This is a genomic window from Acinetobacter sp. BIGb0102 (assembly GCF_003815055.1).
GTDB lineage: Bacteria > Pseudomonadota > Gammaproteobacteria > Pseudomonadales > Moraxellaceae > Acinetobacter > Acinetobacter vivianii.
Window position 1 is genome coordinate 590,283 of the sequence record NZ_RKQE01000010.1, and the last position, 20,915, is coordinate 611,197.

Annotated in this window: 22 protein-coding genes and 1 pseudogene; 10 read left to right on the plus strand and 13 right to left on the minus strand. The window is 37.4% G+C overall.

The annotated features are described in order from the left end of the window. Positions 1–37 precede the first annotated feature (37 nt). Both EC846_RS05480 and EC846_RS05485 read right to left on the minus strand, forming a co-directional pair. Positions 38–1,990 (minus strand): alkyl/aryl-sulfatase, encoded by a 1,953-nt coding sequence (locus EC846_RS05480; RefSeq protein WP_123774468.1) that lies wholly within the window; start codon positions 1,988–1,990, stop codon positions 38–40. A gap of 170 nt (positions 1,991–2,160) precedes the next feature. Then, complete coding sequence (locus EC846_RS05485; RefSeq protein WP_416332310.1) at positions 2,161–3,501, minus strand: sigma-54 interaction domain-containing protein; 1,341 nt, start codon at positions 3,499–3,501, stop codon at positions 2,161–2,163. 622 nt (positions 3,502–4,123) lie between these two features. Here EC846_RS05485 and EC846_RS05490 point away from each other — a divergent pair. After that, positions 4,124–5,338, plus strand: a complete 1,215-nt coding sequence (locus EC846_RS05490; protein ID WP_123774470.1) for an iron-containing alcohol dehydrogenase — start codon at positions 4,124–4,126, stop codon at positions 5,336–5,338. A 293-nt stretch (positions 5,339–5,631) separates the two neighbouring features. Here the strand turns inward: EC846_RS05490 and EC846_RS05495 are convergent. After that, positions 5,632–6,024 (minus strand): annotated as a pseudogene (locus tag EC846_RS05495) (KGG domain-containing protein); the annotation flags it as partial. Between the two features lie 380 nt (positions 6,025–6,404). On the opposite strand from EC846_RS05495, the gene EC846_RS05500 reads away from it, so the two are divergent. Further along, a complete protein-coding gene (locus EC846_RS05500; RefSeq protein WP_123774472.1) occupies positions 6,405–6,833 on the plus strand; it encodes a hypothetical protein in 429 nt (142 codons plus the stop codon). Positions 6,834–6,980: 147 nt separating this feature from the next. Then, a complete protein-coding gene (locus EC846_RS05505) occupies positions 6,981–7,859 on the plus strand; it encodes an SDR family oxidoreductase (protein WP_123774473.1) in 879 nt (292 codons plus the stop codon). A gap of 70 nt (positions 7,860–7,929) precedes the next feature. Here the strand turns inward: EC846_RS05505 and katE are convergent, their stop codons facing one another. Both katE and EC846_RS05515 read right to left on the minus strand, forming a co-directional pair. Next, positions 7,930–10,065, minus strand: a complete 2,136-nt coding sequence (katE, locus tag EC846_RS05510) for a catalase HPII (RefSeq protein WP_123774474.1) — start codon at positions 10,063–10,065, stop codon at positions 7,930–7,932. 63 nt (positions 10,066–10,128) lie between these two features. Then, entirely contained in the window at positions 10,129–11,538 is a 1,410-nt protein-coding gene (locus EC846_RS05515) for an iron-containing redox enzyme family protein (protein ID WP_123774475.1), read from the minus strand. A 230-nt stretch (positions 11,539–11,768) separates the two neighbouring features. Between EC846_RS05515 and EC846_RS05520 the strand changes: the two genes are divergently transcribed. From EC846_RS05520 to EC846_RS05535, 4 genes are all read left to right on the plus strand, one after another. After that, entirely contained in the window at positions 11,769–12,254 is a 486-nt protein-coding gene (locus tag EC846_RS05520) for a CinA family protein (RefSeq protein WP_123774476.1), read from the plus strand. A gap of 232 nt (positions 12,255–12,486) precedes the next feature. Next, positions 12,487–12,684 carry a hypothetical protein gene (locus EC846_RS05525; RefSeq protein WP_123774477.1) on the plus strand — a complete coding sequence of 66 codons (198 nt, stop codon included), beginning with the start codon at positions 12,487–12,489 and terminating at the stop codon, positions 12,682–12,684. Between the two features lie 108 nt (positions 12,685–12,792). Beyond that, positions 12,793–13,098: a hypothetical protein gene (locus EC846_RS05530; RefSeq protein WP_227504685.1), complete on the plus strand. Its 306-nt coding sequence runs from the start codon at positions 12,793–12,795 to the stop codon at positions 13,096–13,098. 101 nt (positions 13,099–13,199) lie between these two features. Then, the gene (locus EC846_RS05535; protein WP_123774478.1) at positions 13,200–13,877 is read left to right on the plus strand and encodes a DUF421 domain-containing protein; all 678 of its coding nucleotides are present in this window, start codon (positions 13,200–13,202) and stop codon (positions 13,875–13,877) included. A gap of 70 nt (positions 13,878–13,947) precedes the next feature. On the opposite strand, the gene EC846_RS05540 is transcribed toward EC846_RS05535, so the two are convergent. The 5 genes from EC846_RS05540 to EC846_RS18270 form a co-directional block, all read right to left on the minus strand. Next, positions 13,948–14,175 (minus strand): hypothetical protein, encoded by a 228-nt coding sequence (locus EC846_RS05540; protein WP_004771901.1) that lies wholly within the window; start codon positions 14,173–14,175, stop codon positions 13,948–13,950. Positions 14,176–14,233: 58 nt separating this feature from the next. Next, entirely contained in the window at positions 14,234–14,662 is a 429-nt protein-coding gene (locus EC846_RS05545) for a hypothetical protein (RefSeq protein ID WP_062847923.1), read from the minus strand. Between the two features lie 273 nt (positions 14,663–14,935). Next, positions 14,936–15,202 carry a hypothetical protein gene (locus EC846_RS05550; RefSeq protein WP_123774479.1) on the minus strand — a complete coding sequence of 89 codons (267 nt, stop codon included), beginning with the start codon at positions 15,200–15,202 and terminating at the stop codon, positions 14,936–14,938. A gap of 57 nt (positions 15,203–15,259) precedes the next feature. After that, positions 15,260–15,451 (minus strand): hypothetical protein, encoded by a 192-nt coding sequence (locus EC846_RS05555; protein ID WP_123774480.1) that lies wholly within the window; start codon positions 15,449–15,451, stop codon positions 15,260–15,262. A 95-nt stretch (positions 15,452–15,546) separates the two neighbouring features. Beyond that, a complete protein-coding gene (locus tag EC846_RS18270) occupies positions 15,547–15,708 on the minus strand; it encodes a hypothetical protein (RefSeq protein WP_171409979.1) in 162 nt (53 codons plus the stop codon). A 323-nt stretch (positions 15,709–16,031) separates the two neighbouring features. Here EC846_RS18270 and EC846_RS05560 point away from each other — a divergent pair, with 323 nt between their 5' ends. Both EC846_RS05560 and EC846_RS05565 read left to right on the plus strand, forming a co-directional pair. Further along, on the plus strand, positions 16,032–16,217 hold the full coding sequence (locus tag EC846_RS05560) for a sporulation protein Cse60 (protein WP_005257226.1): 186 nt from the start codon (positions 16,032–16,034) through the stop codon (positions 16,215–16,217). 189 nt (positions 16,218–16,406) lie between these two features. Next, positions 16,407–16,874 carry a hypothetical protein gene (locus EC846_RS05565; protein WP_123774481.1) on the plus strand — a complete coding sequence of 156 codons (468 nt, stop codon included), beginning with the start codon at positions 16,407–16,409 and terminating at the stop codon, positions 16,872–16,874. A gap of 167 nt (positions 16,875–17,041) precedes the next feature. Here the strand turns inward: EC846_RS05565 and EC846_RS05570 are convergent, their stop codons facing one another. The 3 genes from EC846_RS05570 to EC846_RS05580 all read right to left on the minus strand — a co-directional run bounded on the left by EC846_RS05570 (position 17,042) and on the right by EC846_RS05580 (position 18,911). After that, positions 17,042–17,587, minus strand: coding sequence for a glycine zipper domain-containing protein (locus EC846_RS05570; protein ID WP_005257222.1), 546 nt, complete (start codon positions 17,585–17,587; stop codon positions 17,042–17,044). A 238-nt stretch (positions 17,588–17,825) separates the two neighbouring features. After that, positions 17,826–18,305, minus strand: a complete 480-nt coding sequence (locus EC846_RS05575; protein ID WP_123774482.1) for a hemerythrin domain-containing protein — start codon at positions 18,303–18,305, stop codon at positions 17,826–17,828. Positions 18,306–18,458: 153 nt separating this feature from the next. After that, positions 18,459–18,911 (minus strand): hypothetical protein, encoded by a 453-nt coding sequence (locus EC846_RS05580; RefSeq protein WP_005257220.1) that lies wholly within the window; start codon positions 18,909–18,911, stop codon positions 18,459–18,461. A gap of 292 nt (positions 18,912–19,203) precedes the next feature. Between EC846_RS05580 and EC846_RS05585 the strand changes: the two genes are divergently transcribed. Then, a complete protein-coding gene (locus EC846_RS05585; RefSeq protein WP_004771888.1) occupies positions 19,204–20,874 on the plus strand; it encodes an FMN-binding glutamate synthase family protein in 1,671 nt (556 codons plus the stop codon). Positions 20,875–20,915 lie beyond the last annotated feature (41 nt).

Genomic DNA, 20,915 nt, shown 5'->3' on the forward strand with positions numbered 1-20,915 from the left:
TATTGCTCTACTCCCTTCGATTTTCTTAAAATATTAATTAATAGTCTGGTCGAGTCAAAATTGGAAAATTAGGCGTTGGCTTTTTAAATAGCGCAAAGAATTGTCCAACTTTCATCGGATTGCCTTTTATCTCGCTGTCTTTAGATTGCAGCAGTTTGGCAGGATTGGTTTCACCACTGATCAGTCTCAAATACGAAAGCTTGGTGAGGCTTAATGTCGGACAGTCGGCTGGTAAACGATTACGCTCTATTTTTTCAAACAGCATGACTGAATTCTCGATCCGCAATGCAAAGTTTTCATTGCGATCGGTTAGGACCAGATTCAGACACTGATTTTCATTTTTTAAATTTTCGACATCTAGATTAGTGGCCATAGCCTCCAGAAATCTTTCAGTTGGCGTATGAATCAGTAAACCTAAACGACTCGAGGTATTTTTAACTGTAGGCTGACCTTGCAGTTCTTGCGCACCCATTAAATAGAAATTACGCCAGGTTGACGCTTCCGCAGTATATCCAAGTTGACGGTATGTTTTGGCGAGTAGCTGTCTCGCCTGAGCATTGTCAGGGTTATTAAAGACCAGATGTTTTAATACTTCTGCTGCCCATCGATACTCCGCTTGATCATAAGCTTTCTGGGCATTTTTTAGCGCGTTGGCCTCTCCTCCAGCAAGCTCAATATATTTCTTTGCCGCATCTCTAGGGGGCAATGGATCAAGATTGGAAGGATTCGCATCAAACCAGCCCATATAGTATTGATATACCGCTTTGGCGTTGTGCTTTAAAGTACCGTAATAACCATGTACATATAATTTCTGATCCAGCTCTGGTGGCAGTTTAATTTTTTCAGCGATTTCCGCACCATTTAGCCCTGAGTTCATATAACGAACCGTCTGATCATGGATAAATTTATAAACATCTCTTTGCGTTTTAATAAAATCCTGAATATTGGCATTGCCCCAAACTGGCCAGTGATGCTGGGCAACAAAGACTTCCGAATTTTTGGTTTGTTCTAGCGCCTGATTTAAATAACCCACCCACTTTAAGGTATCGCGGACTTTTGCCCCTCTCAAGGTATAAAGGTTATGCAAGGTATGCGACAGAATCTCCGCGCCATTGTAGAGTTTCAGCGAAGGAATGGAGAATGTTAGTTCTGATGGTGCTTCTGAGCTGGGTACATTATAAAAAACGAAATCCAGACCATCGATCTTAAGCTTCTGTTCTGGCTGTGTAATCAATTTATTCGGTTCTAAAATTCCCATTTGTCCGACAGCGACCGCCTTGCCCAGACCATTATCGACCAAGCCGTCGATACGTTTAGGCAAATATGTTCCATACATATAGCTAGCACGGCGCGTCATCGCAGGGCCCGCCATGATATTTTCACTGGTGGCCTCTTCCATAAAGCCTTCTGGTGCAACAATCGGTATCTTTCTTTGCTTCAACTCTTCAGCCGAAATCACGCCTAGCGCACCACCGAAGTGATCTACATGACTATGGGTAAAAATAATTGCCGAAATTTTTTGATCGCCTAGATATTGTCGAGCAAACTTGATCGCAGCATCAGCCGTTTCTTTTGCTGTTAAAGTATCAACAATAATCCAGCCTGTTTTCCCTTGAATAATGGTCATATTGGCCAGATCAAAACCACGAATCTGCCAGACACCATCTGTCACCTTAAATAAGCCCACATTGTTATTTAACTTGGCTTGGCGCCATAGACTTGGATTTACCGTATCAGGGGCAGCACCATTAATAAAATTAAAGGCATCGAAGTCCCAGATCACATCGCCTTGTTCATTTTTGATCTGACCGCTCGGCTTGGCAACAAGCCCTCTTTCTGCATTTTTAAACTCTTGTTCATCTTGTAAATTATATTTATTTTGATAGAGCGCATGAGATTCAATCACTGCCTTTTCTACATTGACATCCGCTGCGCCAACATAAAACGGTAAAACACATAATAATGACGCTGTAACGACTTTAATCTTCATATTACTTCCTTATAACTTCTCTTATCCCGTTCACTGTTATATTTCAATGTGTCTTAGGATGCTCAAAACCGTAGGTAAAACCAGATATATACTTAAAACTTATGTTTAAATAACAATGTATTAACCGCTTCTATTCTCCTTTTTATGATGCCAGAAAGATCTAAATCCTTTTATAAATTCTCCATATAACGTTGTCTCTTTTTGACCAAAGTAGATTGATCAATTCCTAAAGCTTGGGCTGCTTTTTGCGTGGTTTTAAACTCTGTCAGTGCTTTGGCAATAATGCCGTATTCAAATGCCTCAACCTGTCTTTTTAAATTTTTCTCTGTCGGTTGTGAGGCAGATACATCAATGAAAGATTGAGGTTCATCAAAAATATTGGTTGGAATATCGGCAGGCTGAATCTGATCGGCCTGACTCATCACCACGGTCTGTTCGATAAAGTTAGTCAATTCCCGAATATTTCCAGGCCATGAATACTGCTTCATCATCTGAATGACCGTTTTGGAATAAGTTCTATTGAGCTGATATTTATGATTAAAAAACTTAAGATAATGGTTGGTTAAAGGTTCGATTTCACTAATACGATCTTTTAAATCATCTAAATGTAACTTAGCCACACACAGTCGATAATAGAGGTCATTTCGGAATGTTCCCTTCTTCATTAGTTCCTGTAAATTATGATGTGTCGCGGAAATAATCCTTACATCGGTATAAATATAATCACTGCCGCCTACAGGAATAAACCGATTATCTTCAATCACTTTTAATATTTTTGCCTGCAAGGCCAGTGGTAAATCCCCCACTTCATCCAGAAATAAAGTGCCGCCATTCACCGCTTCAAATAAGCCTTTTTTGCCTTTCTGCAATGCGCCTGTGAATGCACCAGGCACATAGCCAAACAGTTCGGATTCTAATAAACCGTCAGGCATGGTGGCACAATTGATTTCCAGAAAAGGCTTATCTTTCCTTTTGCTACGATTATGGATATGGCGTGCTAACATGGTCTTGCCCGTGCCAGTGCTGCCTTGAATCAGCACTTTAATATCAGATGCTGCAAGCCGATCTGCCAGTTGATAGATCTGGTTGGTTGAATCACTCAAATGTTCAAACAAATCTGCAAATGGCTTGGAATGAGAGTATTTTTCCTGAGTATTTTTAATATCTTCCAGCTCACGCTGAGCATTTTGGGCACGTAATAACGCCGTAATATCACGTACAGAAGTAATCACTGCAATCAAGCTATTGGTGGTTTCATGAAAAACAGGATGACCTGTAACCAGTAATTCTTTGCCATTTTTTAGTGACTGCAAGATCGTGGTTTTTTTACAGCTTTTAATGACTTCCAGTGAAACGGAGCGCGAAAATACACCTGCATTGACCAGCTCCTGAATGGAATGATCAATCAGATCATTACGTTCCAGACCCGTCAGCATCAAATAGGCATCATTTGCAAATAAGATCTGTCCTATCCCATCTGTAATAAATACACCATCATCAATTGCGTCCATAATTGAAATGAACATTTTTTTTGAAATTCTCACGTCCCTTGAGTTTTCCTTATCAAAGAAATTTATCCAGTCCATTGTCTTATCTCTAAATACCGTTCTAAGTGATGATTTAGAACATTGCTAAGTTTTACAGCATCTCATCTGTATGCCTTCAAAAACATATTGGTATTTAATTATTTATCTTTCAACTGATAAATCTGATTAAGCAAGTATGATGCCAAAATATATTATTTATAATTATCAGATAGATATAAAAATAAGGACTTTTGAGTTAATGAAAAAAAGCATTATTTATGATTTTTTTCATCATAAAAATACTGAACAAATACAGGAGGCTTTTTTGGAAAACGATTTTTATTGTTGAGAAATAAGTTTGATTGATGATGTTCTATGAATAGCAATGAAGTTTATACATCATCGCTTCTACAGAAATACAATTTAGGCCAGAGGCTAGATGCAATCATGGCATCAGAAATAGAACGCGAGTGCATATGCTTGGTTTTGAGGAAAAGTCCACGCCCTTTTTTGTTTGACTTGCATAGGGGTAAAATATATACATAAATAATGATACAAGCTGTATCAGGATATAAAAATACAAGAATCAAGAATAGGATGAATAACAATGTCTCATCAAATTAATCTGCCAAGGATTATGGAAATTGGCAAAAATGCACGAAGCAAGCTTCCCCTGATTCTGAATAGTTTAGGTGCAAAAAAACCACTGATCATTACCGATAAAATGATGGTTTCACTGGGATACATCGCACAAATTCAAGAAATATTAAAAGCTGAACATATCGACAGTGATTACTTTGATAAAACCATTCCCGAACCTACCTCTAGCTCGATTGAAGCAGGTGTTGATCATGTCAAAAACCATGATTACGATGCCATTATCGCGATTGGTGGCGGCAGCCCGATAGATAGTGCGAAAGCGATCAGCATTTTAAGCAAGCACGGTGGTGTCATTGCGGATTATAAATTTCCCCGACAAGTCAATGAAATAGGTCTTCCGATTATTGCCATCCCGACCACAGCGGGGACAGGATCTGAATGTACACGTTTCACCATCATCACCAATGACCTGACCAGCGAAAAGATGCTCTGTGCGGGTTTAGGCTTTTTACCTGTTGCAGCAATTATCGATTATGAACTGACCATGTCACTGCCGGCCCGAACCACAGCAGATACAGGAATTGATGCACTTACCCATGCAATAGAAGCTTATGTGAGTAAAAAAGCGAGTCCATATAGTGATGCGCAGGCAATCGCGGCAATGAGATTGATCGGACCAAATTTGCAAACAGCGTATCACCAACCCAGCAACGAATCCGCTCGTGAAAAAATGATGCTTGGCTCAACTTTGGCTGGCATTGCCTTTTCCAATGCCTCCGTTGCGTTGGTGCATGGCATGAGCCGACCGATTGGTGCCTTTTTCCACGTGCCTCATGGTTTATCGAATGCAATGCTATTACCTACAATCACTGCTTTTTCAATTCAAGCCGCCCCTGAACGCTATGCAGAATGTGCCAAAGCAATCGGCTGTGCAAATCATGATGATTCGGATGACGTCGCCAATCAGAAGCTCATTGATACGCTGATTGAGATTAATCGAGATTTAGCAGTACCCAGCTTAGCTGAGTTTGGTGTCAGTAAAAGTGATTTTGATCAGGTCGTACATACGATGGCTGAACAAGCATTGGCTTCAGGTTCACCATTAAATAATCCAGTCGTACCAACGATTGAACAGATCATCACGCTTTACCAACAACTTTGGCAAGAGCAAAAACCAGCACTTATTGACGAGAATAAACTTACTGAGGAAAGCTACACATAGAACTGATCTAAAAGGTTGCTCGGGAACGCTTATCTGCCAATCAAATATGCAATCAACGATGAATACTTAATCTAGGAATACCGAGTTCAATCGAAATTTTTAGCGGGCGATCCATTTTACCGAAAGAGTATCTTTTTAGATTTACAGCAGTTGAAATAGCCATTAAAAAAGGATATTGAATAAAACATTTATTCAATATCCTTAGCTTTTATTAAACAATAGCTTAGGCAGAGAAAGCCTATACATTATTTAATGCAACAATACGGCTTAATTTAGCTGGTAAAACGTCCGTATTCATCACGTTTTTGATTACCGCGACCGCGGGTACTACGATCATCATAATCATCGTCATCATCACGGCGGCTACGACCGCGACCACCACGATCGTCATAATCGTCGTCGTCATCGCGGCTGCTAGAACGACGGCCATTTTTATGACTTAAAGAACCGGCTTCACGCGCTTCTTCTGAAGTAAATTCATGTGCATTTCCCCGTGAATGAGCCATACGTCCAGCCTCACGGGCTTCTTCGGTAGTAAATTCATGCGCATTTCCGCTTGCATGGGCTGCGCGTCCGCCCTTACTCGCTATTTCCCGTAAGCGATCTGGATCCATGCTGGCGAATCCACGGTTTGAGGTACCTGAATTATTATCTTGATCATCTTGTCTAGAATCTTGATTAGCCATGATTATCTCTTCCTCTATTAAAATTATAGATGCACCGTTATATAGCGGCTATATTCACCATAAGAGATAAAATGCTTTTGCTCTAACCCTGCTATGTTTCAATACTTTTAAATGTTGCCAATTTATTTTTTTATAAAACTGATATCATCATGTTATATGAGCAATTTTTAAGTATTATATTTTAAACTCCCTATATATTTTTTACGCTTTAAATAACACAGAGAAGAAAGCATTAATAAAGACAACAAATAAACATTCTTTTACAACCCCAATCAAAATCATTAAAGTAGATATAAAAAAATACAAAGCACACATTTAAAGAAACAATAGAATTTTAGACATTAAAAGATGCGATTTAATAAATTTTCAGGAGATTTAAAATGAGTAAAAAAATGGAAGTAAGTTCAGATTTGGAACTACAACCTAGCTTTATGACGTTACTTAGTCCTGAAATTTTGCTGGCTCATTTAGATACAGATAACCACGACTGGCTGGCATATGATTCGGACTGGTTTTACAAAGTAGAAAAAAAAGACATTACATTACCATTTCAGCGCATCCTAAATATTACTAACAATATGAAAAATATTGAAATTTATAGCAACAAGTACGAACATCCTAAGGCGCTAGAATCTCAAAGATCCTCAATCAGTGGCAAACAATTACTGGAAGCCGAGAAAATAATTAGACTAATCCTCAATCTAGAACAATCCACAGCCATTGAAAATTGGACCCAAGATACTGAAAATAGAACACTTGTCGAAGATATTATAGCCAGTCAACATATTAAGATTTTATCTCTCGTCTAGCAGTCATTTGATAATGGATAGAATTTATATTTTTTTACTAGCGTCTACGGAATAAATACAATTCCAACTAATCAAAACATTGTCCTTACCGAAAATAACATCTTTTTCAAAGATGATAAAAAATAATCGAATCAAAGGACTTTAGAGATGAGCAACAATCCGAATCAATATCCAACTTCTGCGCCTGCCCAAGAACAACCCCATCAACCAGGAAAGCAACAAGTGATGCATCCAGAACCTGAAATCATCAAGTCGACGCATCAAGGCAGCAATAAACTCAAAGATAAAGTTGCACTGATTAGTGGTGGTGATAGCGGTATAGGCCGTTCTATTGCGGTATTATTTGCTCGTGAAGGTGCAGATATCGCAATTATTTATCTTGAAGAACAAGAAGATGCTGAAAAAACCAAACAACTGGTTGAGCAAGAAGGTCGACAATGTTTACTGTTTAAAGAAGATATAACTGATCCTGACGTCTCGGAAAAGTGTGTTGAGGAGACAGTAAAGGCTTTTGGTAAAATAAATATCTTGGTTAACAATGCTGGCGTTCAGTTTCAGCAAAAAGATTTAATCAATATTAGTAATGAACAATTAGAGAGAACTTTTAAAACCAATATTTTCTCGATGTTTTATTTAACTAAAGCGGTACTGCCTCATTTAAAAGAAGGAGACAGTATTATGAATACCACCAGTATTACCAGTTATCACGGACACGATGAATTAATGGACTATGCCAGCACCAAAGGTGCGATTACAACATTTACCCGCAGTTTATCGACGAATCTCATGAAGCAGAAAAAAGGCATCCGTGTGAATGGTGTTGCCCCTGGCCCGATCTGGACTCCATTGATTCCAAGTAGTTTTGATGCAGAAACGGTAGAGAAATTTGGTCAGGATACGCCTATGGGACGAATGGGCCAACCGAGTGAGGTAGCGCCTGCATACTTATTCTTGGCTTCCGATGATGCCAGTTATATTACAGGACAGGTTATCCATGTGAACGGCGGTGAAATTATCAATGGCTAAGCCAGTAAAAAACCTCCTTTGGGAGGTTTTTTTAAGCTATAAAAAAGCTCCATGACGGAGCTTTTTAGCATTAGGCGGGTATGGCTTTTGCCACTCCTTCCCTCGCCCAAACACGATGATGACGGAGCAACTGTTTCAGCTTCTCGGCCACATGACGGAAATCATCTTGCAATAGCGTGCCTTCATCTGGCACTAAATCAAGTTGATCCAGTAATTCAGCTTTATCACCCAAGAATACAATTGGTTTTAAATGCTTATAGGCTTCAAGTAAATAATGCTTGGTCACACCATCCGCCAAAACAGCATCTAAATTATCGCCATCTGCAATCACCACAGCATCATAGATAATAGAAGGTTCCGCTTTCTGCATGCCATCCGAGGTAATCACTTCATCGCGTGACCCTTTTACTGGTGCTAGCATTGGCGTTAATAAATGCACAATCGCATTTTCCTGAATCGACCAGTTAATAATCGTGCGTAAGGTCTCCGCATGAACTTTGTCATGAATCAGTACGGCAATTTTACGTCCCTGAATATCCTCAGGAATAAACGCTTGCATAGAAAGTTTTTCAGATTTTTCAATACTGGCCTGCTTAAAGTTTTCTTTTAAGTCTGGTACCTCGATTCCAAGATTTTGTCCAACTTGTTTCGCGAGATCAGTATCAATATTGGCCAGCACTTCCTGAACTTCACGCTCACGGATATGCGGTCGCTGTACCTTGCTTAATTCAAAGGTATAGGCATCGACCACATGTTTTTGCTCATGCGGTGCCAAGCTTTGATAATACAAACGCGCTTGTGAAAAATGATCCGAGAAAGATTCACTACGCTGACGAATTTTATGTCCGTCAATGCGCTCCTGATAACTTTCAAAGCCGCCATTTTGCGCAGCAGCAGGAATCTCAATCGGCCAGTTATTATCAATCGAATTCGGCTGATATGAGGCCTGACCTTTATGAATTTGATGCTGATGAATGCCATCACGCTGATTATTGTGGAATGGACATACAGGCTTATTGATTGGGATCTGATGGAAATTCGGGCCACCCAAACGACTTAACTGAGTATCGGTATAGGAAAATAAACGAGCCTGCAATAGCGGATCATTAGTAAAATCAAGTCCTGGTACGATATGCCCTGGGCAGAATGCAATTTGTTCGGTTTCTGCAAAGAAATTATCCACATTACGATTCAACACAAACTTGCCAATTGGCGTAATTGGAACCAGTTCTTCAGGAATAATTTTGGTCGGATCGAGCAGATCAAAATCGAAGCTCATCTCATCTTCTTCTTCAACAATCTGCACACCCAGTTCCCACTCAGGATACAGACCCTGCTCAATGGCTTCATACAGGTCTCGACGATGAAAATCAGGATCTTTACCTGCCAGCTTCTGTGCTTCATCCCAAACCAGTGCACTTAAACCCTGTTTCGGTGTCCAGTGAAATTTCACAAAACGAGCTTTTTCATGCGCATCTACAAAACGGAAAGTATGCACACCAAAGCCTTGAATCGAGCGTAAATTACGTGGAATCGCACGATCAGACATCGCCCACATCACCGCATGCGCGGACTCAGGCACCAGTGAAACAAAATCCCAGAAAGTATCATGCGCAGTCGCACCAGTCGGAATTTCTCTATGGGGTTCAGGTTTTACCGCATGTACGAAATCTGGAAATTTAATCCCATCCTGAACAAAAAATACGGGAGCATTATTGCCGACCAGATCAAAATTGCCTTCTTGGGTATAGAACTTAATGGCAAAACCACGAATATCACGTACTGTATCTGCCGAACCACGTGGCCCCTGAACTGTCGAAAAACGCACAAAAATAGGCGTTTGTATGCTTGGATCAGTCAGAAAGCCCGCTTTGGTAAAACGTTCATTGCCTTCATAAGCCTGAAAATAACCATGTGCACCGACACCACGCGCATGCACAATCCGTTCTGGAATACGTTCATGGTCAAAGTGCGTAATTTTCTCACGCAAAATAAAATCTTCGAGTAAAGTTGAGCCTCGTACACCTGCTTTTAAGCTGTTCTGGTTATCTGCAATTTTTACCCCTTGATTGGTCGTTAATGCTTCGTCGGTGGCATCACTTCTTACCTGATCAAGCTGTCTGGTCTTTTCAGTCTGATTACTTTTGTCTGGTGTATTCCCAGCTAAAGCACTTTTAGTATTGTTATCTTTAAGATCGTCATTCATTGGGCTACCCTGTTTTATTGTTGGCTAAATAAAATGATTAAATGGTGTTATGGTTTTCCTGACTTAACTCGGTGAAGCGGTTAAATAAGGAAATAACAATTCTGCATACTTCTGAGTACTCCATAGACCTATGCTTTTGTGATGAGATTCGGGGGCAAGAAAAGGCGTCAATTTACAAAGCTTGAGTGCAAAATTGTCTGTCTGGCTAACTCTGGTTTGTAAGTGTTCCAGTTCGCCATCCGAGATATAACTGAATAGATAATCATGCAATGGTTGTTCTTTACTTAGGCTATTCTTATAAGGCAAGACATGGGTTGAATATTGATCGCCAGCAATCCAGTCATGAATAATCTGTCTTTCTGCGGGTGTAAACACACCATACATCTTCCCATCTTCATGGCTAATCATGCGCCAGAATGGGCTCTCTTCAGGATCACAATTAAATCTAATCCAGCGCTTTTCGACCAGTTGATTGATAAAACTCCCAATCTGTTGTGGATTGGCTAGCCACTGATTAATGGATTTGCATCCAACAAATTGTTTTTCGTTATGAACCAGTTGCCCAATTAAGGCTTTGCGTTTTAAGATTTTATGAACAAAATTTTCAAGATTCAGGTTTTTAATAATTTGTAGTGAGGACATACCCTGCTGATTTAAGGCATAGCCTCGTTTTACCTTCGCCATAAAAGCTTCTTTATCTTTATATTTTTTATAAACATTTTCAAAAGCTTTTAAAGACTTATGCGCGTGGCCATTGTCCAGATTATCGATGGTAATATGCAAATTGAAGTATTTGGCTTCGATTCCCAGCTCTTTAAGTTCATAGTTGGTAATTAAAAGGTGTAAAGGAAGCTGCTCATAGCCGAGATTAAAACCAATAATTTCAGGAATAAACTCTGGTGGTGCATAAGCCAAAGCCAGTTGGACTGCTGAGTGATGGTAATACTCGTCGTCTAGGAAAAGTTCAAAATCATCCAGCCCCAATACACGCAATAAATCATCGTAGATACAGACATGGTTAGACTTCGCCTGCCCCAGACCAAGCTCTTCTAAATAGATTAAAATGAGGTCATGAAAAACAGGATCATTCCAATAATTTACGAGGCTATATAGCCAAGAACCATCTACTTTTTTTACTGGGGCAACTTTTAATAAAAATTCAAATGCCTGCCCGATGTTTTTAAAATATTCTCGCTCGCTCCCTGCTTGGCGCTGGCTTAAATACTCTTGATAGCTGAGACATACTTTACGATTTTCATTGTTATACCAATTACGGATTTCCTCAATCTCATTGGGCAAAGAAGTCTTATTCGGCTTCATCGTATCAAATTCTTGTGCTAAGAAATTAACTGCTTTTTTCTCTTTTTCAAAGTTAGATATATCCCCATCAAGGAAGAAAGAAACTAACTCGTAATAATTTTTATGATCGTCCTGCAACAAATCAAGTAATCTTTTTTTTACGACAACAGACATTTCCATTCTCCGAATCGAAAATATAAATTTACCTTACGTTGCTCATCCTTTATTCCTACCAACATTTTGTTAAAACAAGTTAAGATTGAAACAAATAAAAATCAAAAACCTTTTATATCAACAAAATAGGAAAATCACTTTTTTACATTTCAATATTTTGAATTATTTAATCAGAAAATAGATTAAAAAATAATTAATAATTTAAGTAATAAATTTGGTGAGAAAAACCTATGTTTAAAAAATCATGCGAATTACTGGCTCAAAAGAAGCTTTCTATTTTCTTTCTTGAAAGTGCTTCCGCAGGTTATTTATCTTATCAGTTTTCTTTGAGTCCATTTTCTGGAGATATTCTTATAGGAAGTTTGGTTTGTTATGACTTAAAAGTAAAAGAAAAGGTGCTAAAAATTTCTCCAAAACTCATTAAGAAATATAGTGCTGAATCCATTCAAGTCACAGAAGAGATGATTAAAAAGGGAAAGAAAATCTTTAAATCAGATATTTATATTTCCTGTACAGGATTGCTCAAGAAAGGAGGCTCTGAAAGCAAACAGAAACCTGTAGGAACATTTTTTTATTGTATAGACTATAAAAATAAAACCTATATATTCAAAAAGATATATAAAGGCAGACCTGAAGCAAAGCTAAAAATCCTACTCAAGGATATATGCCGTAATATTGTTAAGATTATCAATAAAAAAGATATCCCAAACAAATGACCTTATTCTTTGTTGCAGTTTGTTACTTTAGTATAAACTTATATTAAGACTGTTCGCTTCAAAAACAAATACAAATACTTAACTTGTTAAAAAATCATTATTTCCATAAAAAAACTGCATTACATTTAAATATAGTGAAACAGGCTCACCCTATGATTAAAATAAAAATATGTTTTAATTAAATCATCTGATTTACTCAGATATTATCAAAAACCAAATGAGGTGTACGATCATGAGTAATACAAATAACCAAAGCAATCAAGAACGCAATAATCAACAGCAGCAACAACAAAATCAGCAAAACCAGCAGAACCAAAACAATGACAACCGTCAGCAGCAACAGCAGCAAAACGACAACCGTCAACAACAAGGTTCGAATCAAAAAAATTCTAACCAACAAGGATCAAACCCAAATAATCAACAGAAATAAGATTTGATTATTTTGAGATCCGTAAATATTTAGGAGAATAAATTAATATTCTCCTAAATTTTATATAAGTTAAAAATTTGCTGGAGAACGATAATGACAAATCAGAATATTACTGATCAAAATAATCAAGCTTCACGTGTAAGTATTGATCCAAATGATCATTGGCGTGAAAGTTATGTAACTCGCCCTTATTATCAAGAAGCTTCACTGGATACACCAGATCTGGATTATGATCGGGATTTTTCCAAAGCATATGAGCTAGGTAGTCGCGCACGTTCTGAGCACGACCGCAACACTCAGTTCGAAGATGTGGAAGGTAATCTCAAAGAATCTTGGGAAGAGCTAAAAGCTGAATCAAGATTAAAATGGGAACAGGCCAAGCAAGCCATCAAAGACGCGTGGGATAAAGTCTAACTTTCCCCTTCCTATACAAAAATGAGCTTATTTAAAACATAAGCTCATTTTTATTGCATAGAATATAATCACTTACAAACTATAAGAAAGAGTATATAAAAATGGATCTTATCGGTGTTTTCATTTACGATACGACTTGGGAATTGGTCGTAGAAATCATCATTCGTTGCTGTGTCATGTTTCTACTCATCCTGATTTTCTTGAAACTCTCAGGAAAACGCGGCATCAGACAACTTTCGATATTTGAAGTCGCCATTATTCTTAGCTTAGGTAGTGCGGCTGGCGATCCGATGTTTATAGATGATGCGCCGATTGCCCAAGCTTTTGTGGTGATGTGTACCATTATTATTTTATACCGGCTTGTAACTTGGGCCATGATGAAAAGCAAAAAAGTTGAAACGCTTCTAGAAGGAAAACCACTTTGTATTGTCGAAAATGGGTTGATGGTCATTCAGGATATGAGAAAAGAAAAATATTCGCATGATGAGTTTTTTGCCGAAATGCGCCAGCAAAGTGTTGAGCATCTTGGACAGGTAAAAGTCGCGTTACTTGAGACTGACGGCTGCTTAAGTATTTTGTTTTATGCTAAAGATGAAACAAAATGGGGACTGCCTCTATTTCCAAATCACTATAAAAAAACAGATTATTTAAACCCAACGCTTTTTTATTCTTGTATGTATTGTGGAAGGACTCAGCACTTAAAACATCTTGAGGAAGAATGCCCGCGATGCAAGGGAAAAGATTGGGCAGAATCTTTAAATACATTGCATATCAACTAACGCTTTCTTATGCTTAACAATCACTTATAAACTTGGCGCCGAGTTTTTAAGTGCTGTAAAGCGAATCGTCTTAGCTGCTAAGGCGAAAAACTTTTCCCGTCCGTGGGTGAGTAAAGGTTAGGTCATCATTGAGTTCGATCACTTTATCCGTGATCACAACTTTAAACAAAGGCGACCAGGAAAAATCATTGATATTCACATCCATTGTGGGCATCTTCTCATAAATTTGCTCCACAATAATCTTGTCACCCGCCTCACTACTCGCATCAACTTCTTTTAACATATATTGTTTCGACATCTCAAAAACTCCTGTTTCAAAATAATCGTGGCAAAATACGAGTGATTATTTTATTTCATTAAATTGGTTCTTTATGCTTAAAGTATGAAACAATCTCTTCACCACTATTTTTAGACTTATCGACTATATTTCCTAATTCATCGTAATAATAGCTTGGTATTACCACTTTATTTTTTAATTTTGCTTCTGTTTTTTTTGTAGAAACAATCAACTTTTCCACAAAGCCAGATAACCATAGTATGTATTCACCTTTATTTTTACTTTTAGGTAAAATACTCACATCCAGATTAATAGATAATGCTTTTGACTTCATTAATAAATCTTCAAAATTAATGTAATTGTAAAGCATTTTAAAATTTGATTTTTTAACTACAGACCTTAACTCAATCATTAAATTATTAAGGTCTTCTACATGATCATCTGTGAACCCATGTTTAGATTGAACCTGCTCATAAATTTGTTCTGCTATTTTTAAATATTGATGCATGACATTATTCCTTTATATTCTATTTAGGAATTTTGCAGTATTTACAGTAATCAATTGTTAATAATGTTGTGCTTTATGAAATAGCTCTTAAATTTCATATACATAAACACCACACAATAAGTGATTAGAACTACACTAATAAAAATTAGCGTGATTAACATCACAATAAAATGTATTGTTTATACTTCAACTTATTCTAATTCGCTATAAACACTAAAAATGACTAAAGTAAGGTCAGGATACTTTAGTCATTTTCCCATCATGCTTCTTTAATTAAGATGCTGGGGATTGACCTGAGTTGGAAGTCACATTGCCCGTATGAACCTCTGATGAGCCATGCTCTTCCATCATCGCTGGCGCTGATGTATGTTGCGTATCATCATGAATTTCATTATTCGGACTTACAGGTGCTGCTTCCATCGAATGAGGTGTCGTTGTTTCACCTCGTGTCATCGGATCATCAGCAGTCCGGTTCTTTTCACAGCCTGCAAACACGAAAACACAACTTAATGCTAAACTTTTCACCAATAAATTCTTCATTTTCATTACCTCTCGCTTGGTTTTATGAGTCCCTAAGATTTTTCTAAACGATCCACTCTATTCATCCATCAACCACAAACATTTCTTTTTCCGTTCATGCGCCAATCTGCATTTTCGACGCTCAGATAAAGACTTATGATGTCTAGCTGAGTCTCGTTCCCACTCATCTAGATCCATCATACGATCCGGAATATATTGAGAACTGGAATGAAAATTAGAACCGATCAATTGATTATCTTTAGCACTCATATTTTATTTCCTTATATTTATACCCAATTTTATATTTACCTAAATTTAGGCTTTATATAAAAAGAAGCTTGATCACAAGCTCCTTTTTTTTTAGATTATTTTAAGAACTTACTCAGCACTTTCTTGCCTTTCACATCATCACCCAGATTGAGATCATCATCTTTTTTCTCATCAGATAGTTTAGTTTTATCTTTATGAGATTTATAATAACAACCTAAAGCAACACCTGTTCCTAAAGTCAGAATTGTTTTTAACATGTGGCACCTCTTAATGTATTTAATCAACCTCTATACTGAACATATTTTATGTAAACTTCTCTGTTAGTTTTTTTACTTTTCTTAAGAAATGAAATCTTATGTAATCATATAAAACATAAACATTTAGTCAAAAAACTATAAGTTATTAAAAATAATAAATTTATCTATACATTAAATTATGTATATTTCTTTCGACATATATCTCGAAACAAGTTAATAGAAAAGTATAAAAACTTTCAAAATCAAAACAAATGATATAAAAAAATTGATTCTTCTAGACTTACCCTAAATAGATACATATTTTTCACAAAGGAGAAATAATAATGGCTAAAATAAAAGCCTTTGAATCTACATCTATTCAAGACTTAGAAAATAATATTAATGAGTGGCTTAGAAATGAGTTAACGAAATATAATCATCAGGTCAATATCAAACAAATCAGCCATAGTTATGCGAATGAAAATACCCTCTTCAAATTTACTGCCCTACTTGTTTATGAATATAACTAAAAGATAGGGATGCCTGATTAAGCGGGAAATCTGGCTTAATCAGCTCTCCTACAATGATTTCGTCATTATTTTTTCTTTACGTTGTTTCTAAACACTCCTACTACTCACAATAACAGGGTTAACGGACACAATAAGAAACTCAAAACGCTTCATAATCACAAAATGACCAGCGTTTAGGGAGAACTTGATATGCCACAATATTTGCGGATAGCTGAAAAAATTTACCAAGAACTTAAGGAAAATAAAGAATTTAGCAATGATCCGTTAGAAAATTTAAATAAACTGATGATTGAGCTTCGTAAAGAGATAAAAGATTCTAAATTAAAATTACTTTATAACTTTATTGATTTTGAAGAGTGTCTCAATAAGCCCAATGCTGAATGTAAAATTCAGCTGGATATTAGCCTTATACCGACCTTAAAGAATGAAGGTGAATTTATCTTATGGTTGGCAGGTTTTATCCAGCGAATTACCACAGATGGGAAGAAAAAGCTGCCACCTATTCGCAAAGAGATACCACCAGAATTCAAATATACCCAGCCTAAAGAAGTCAAGAAAGTCGTGCTAGCGCAGCCCGAATACTCTAAAAGTGGAGAATTGATCAACTCTTACTTTAAGTCAGATGAATTTATAGAAGCATTCAATAAAAGTCACTAATTCACAGAAATAGAAGTGGGCTCTTGACCGTTCACACTTCTATTGATTTGCTGAAATCATTCAGCAGCCGCCTTTTAAGGGCGGTTTTCTTTTGCCTAGACATATTCCAATGTATAAAAAAACCCTATTCACAAAGAATAGGGTTTCGAGACTTTAATGAAAACTTTCTATTTGCTCAGATCTGTGGTGCGATTCCATGCATCACGTGAAGCATGTCGTGCCTCTTCCCAAGACAAACGTGAGTCCGCTTTGCCTTCTTGGTCCCAATGTGTTCTTAACTCAGGTTCGACTTCTTCGAAAGCCACATCAGGATCATATCCATAACGTTTTTCATAACCTACGCGATATGCACCTCGGTAATCCCGATCATAGTCCAGATCAGGATATTTGGCTTTTGCCTCATTATAATAAGGCTGGTTAAGATAGTTTTCGCGCCAGTAAGCATCTTCTACCGTAGGATCAATGGCTTCACCGACTGCATTACCAGCTAATCCACCAACAAAAGCACCAACGGCGCCACCAACTAATGTTCCTACAGGCCCACCAGCACTACCAATGGTAGCACCTGCAACTGCGCCACCTGCTGCCCCAACGCCCGTGCCGACTGGATGTGAACCAGGTTCACCGGTAATTGGATCTGCATTTAATTCTTTTTTCACTTCGTCAGATGAATTTTTAATACGTTCACGATCATATTGGTCATTATTTGTCATGGTTATTCTCCTTAGATATATTTACTTGAAACCTTCTGATGAGATAGAGGTTTCAATCAATGAACTATTTACAGTTTCAGACTAAATAAGTTCTTTGTTAAAAACAGTTATAAGAATTTTTTTTAAGTTAATGGCGATGACTTCAAGTAAAGAAAGAAATATATTGAAATAGATATAGAAACTTATTGAAATAAAAACCCTCATAAAGAGGGTATAAATATTTTAAGATTTATTATATTCAGGTCAAACTATCTTTTTCTTTATTCAAATATTTTGTATATTCTGCCTGATATTTCTGAGCAAGCTCCTTTTTTTGATCGTCTGCTAAAATTTTACCTGCTTGCTGGAAGAAACTATGCTCCTCCTCTTGTAAATGATGATGCACCACTTCAGATAATTTCTTGGCAATCGCGAGCCAACCAGAGTTACTAAATTCAGTCTCTGTGAGTTTTTCCAGTAATTCATCCATTTCATGGTGCTCAGATAAAGCATGTCTGGTGATGTTCAAGCCTGCATCAGACATCATCAATGGAATATATAGAAAGCGATCCTCAGCTACTGCATGCGCAAATAGCTCATTTTTTAACAATTCAAATAGCTCTCGTCTTTCTGGTGTATCTCCAGAGGTTTGGATGAGCTTTTCAGAAAATGCTCTTTGCTTTTCATGACTTTCTCGCAAAGCTTCAAATATCGTCAATTCTTTTTCACGTTTTGGCATGTTTTATCTCTTTAGGCTATAGTGAAAAATTTATATTAAAAATCAGTTTGATAAACTATTTTTAAGAACACTTTATTTTAATATCTTACTGCTTCTACTCATTTAAGGAGTATTGCTGCTGGATCAACACTCCTCCATGATGGCAATTTTTGGCTAATGTCGATTGAAACTATTGATAAAATCTCCATGCTTAAAATAGGAAATTATCTGTTCTGCATTTTTATCATTGCTCATGAATCCGATCTGCTTAAGGTCGCTATGCACTGTAAATTCGGGTGGGATATTTTCTACAATCGGCGGAATTCTCTTTTTCCCGCCAACTGTAATTTTCTCAATGAATCCCGCCAACCACAGCACAAACTCATCTTGATATTTATAATTTGGAATTAAACTGACATCTATATTTAAGTAACCATCTATAATCTGGTTTTTAAAACCAGAATTAAACTCAATAAAATTATAAATAAGCTTCATATCCGTCCCTTTCAGCTCTTTACGAATTTGCTTGAGTAAATAATTGATATATTCGGCTGGGGCTTGCGTAAACTTATTTTCGTCTTTAAGGTTTTTATAAACTTTTTCAGCAATACGCAAATATTGTGGCATTTCGAAGGTCCTCCACTTTTTTTGTATTCTTCCTTATTATCTAAAATTCATTTTTTCAATTTGTAATCATTTTTACTTTTATTGTGTCCTGTATTGTCTTTATGATAATAGATTCATATTTAGTAATAATTATAGAATACTTAGCTCCAAATCTAATTTTTTGTATCCATGTAAGCCATAAAAACTCAATTCATAAGAGAATAATTCTCATATCTAACAATTCGTTACTTGTGGTTCAGTCTAGTTCTTGGCATCGTTTGTCCATTGCTTTATTTTTAGGAATCTCCTGGCTATGGCTAGTCCAGCACAAGCTATAAGACATAAATTACTTAACACTTTCTTTTCAAGACATTCTGTTTGGTTTCTTTGTATTTTCATTGCCTTAAGTATTACGTGGTTCAAAACAATTTATACGCCTCATAGTATTTATTATTTTATTTCAGATACCTTGCTGAATGGTCTGTGGTTAGTCACCAGTTTACTCAGTTTGGTAGGTCTCCATGATTTATTGCAAAAGAAACATGCCATTTTAAGAAACTACCCGATTCTGGGGCATTTCCGTTTTATTTTTGAAGATGTTCGTCCAGAAATCCGTCAGTATTTCATTGAATCAGATCAGGATGCATTACCCTTTTCACGCATGCAACGTAGTCTGGTTTATCAACGTGCCAAGAATGAAAATGCAGATAAACCGTTTGGGTCAATTATTGATGTTTATGATCCGAATTACCGTTTTATTGTCCATTCAATTGCACCTTGCCCGCCATCTGACCCAGCTTCATTTCGTGTACAGATTGGTAATGCACAATGTAGCCAGCCTTACAGCGCATCGATTATGAATATCTCTGCAATGAGTTTTGGCAGTTTGAGTGCAAATGCGATTCGTGCACTCAATAAAGGTGCAGCATTAGGTAACTTTTATCATGACACAGGTGAAGGTAGCTTAAGTCCTTACCATTTAGAAAATGGTGGTGACATTGTCTGGCAAATTGCCAGTGGCTATTTCGGTTGCCGTACGCCACAAGGTCTGTTTTCACCAGAAAAATTTGCTGAACAGGCAAAAAACCCAAAGATCAAAATGATTGAGGTGAAACTTTCTCAAGGTGCAAAACCGGGTCATGGCGGTATTTTGCCAAAGCATAAGATTACAGAAGAGATTGCCGCTATCCGTGGTATTTCCCGTGATCATGACTGTATTTCACCGTCTAAACACCCAAGCTTTAATACCCCGATTGAAATGATGCACTTTATCCAGCAGCTCCGTGAACTTTCTGGAGGAAAACCGGTTGGCTTTAAATTATGTATCGGTCAGCCTTGGCAGTTTATGAGCATTGTGAAAGCCATGCTGGAAACTAAAATTGTGCCTGATTTTGTGGTGGTAGATGGCTCAGAAGGTGGTACAGGCGCAGCGCCAATCGAGTTCAGTGACTATATTGGTACCCCTTTAAGAGAAGGTTTACGCTTTGTACATAATACGCTGGTCGGTGCTGGGCTACGAGACCAAATCAAAATTGGTGCCAGTGGTAAAATGATCAGCGCCTTCGATATTGCCAGTACTTTTGCATTGGGCGCAGACTGGGTCAATTCAGCGCGCGGCTTCATGTTTGCCGTAGGCTGTATTCAGGCACAAAGCTGTCATACCAACCAATGTCCAGTAGGTGTTGCGACACAAGATAAAGACCGTCAAAAAGCGATTGATGTACCAAGTAAAGCAGAACGTGTCTTTAACTTCCATAAGAACACCCTGCATGCGCTTTCTGAAATGATCGCAGCGGCTGGCCTCAATCATCCTTCAGAGATTAAAGCGCATCATTTAGCTCAACGTATGAATGATCGTGAAATTAAAAACTATGCACAGATCCATTTCTTCTTAAAGGAAAATGAGTTGTTGCTTGGTGACTTAAAAGATGAAGACAATTTCTACTATCGGATGTGGAAACTTGCCGACCCAAATCATTTCTAGTTTTTGTAAAAAAAGCCACTCTTGAGTGGCTTTTTTATGGC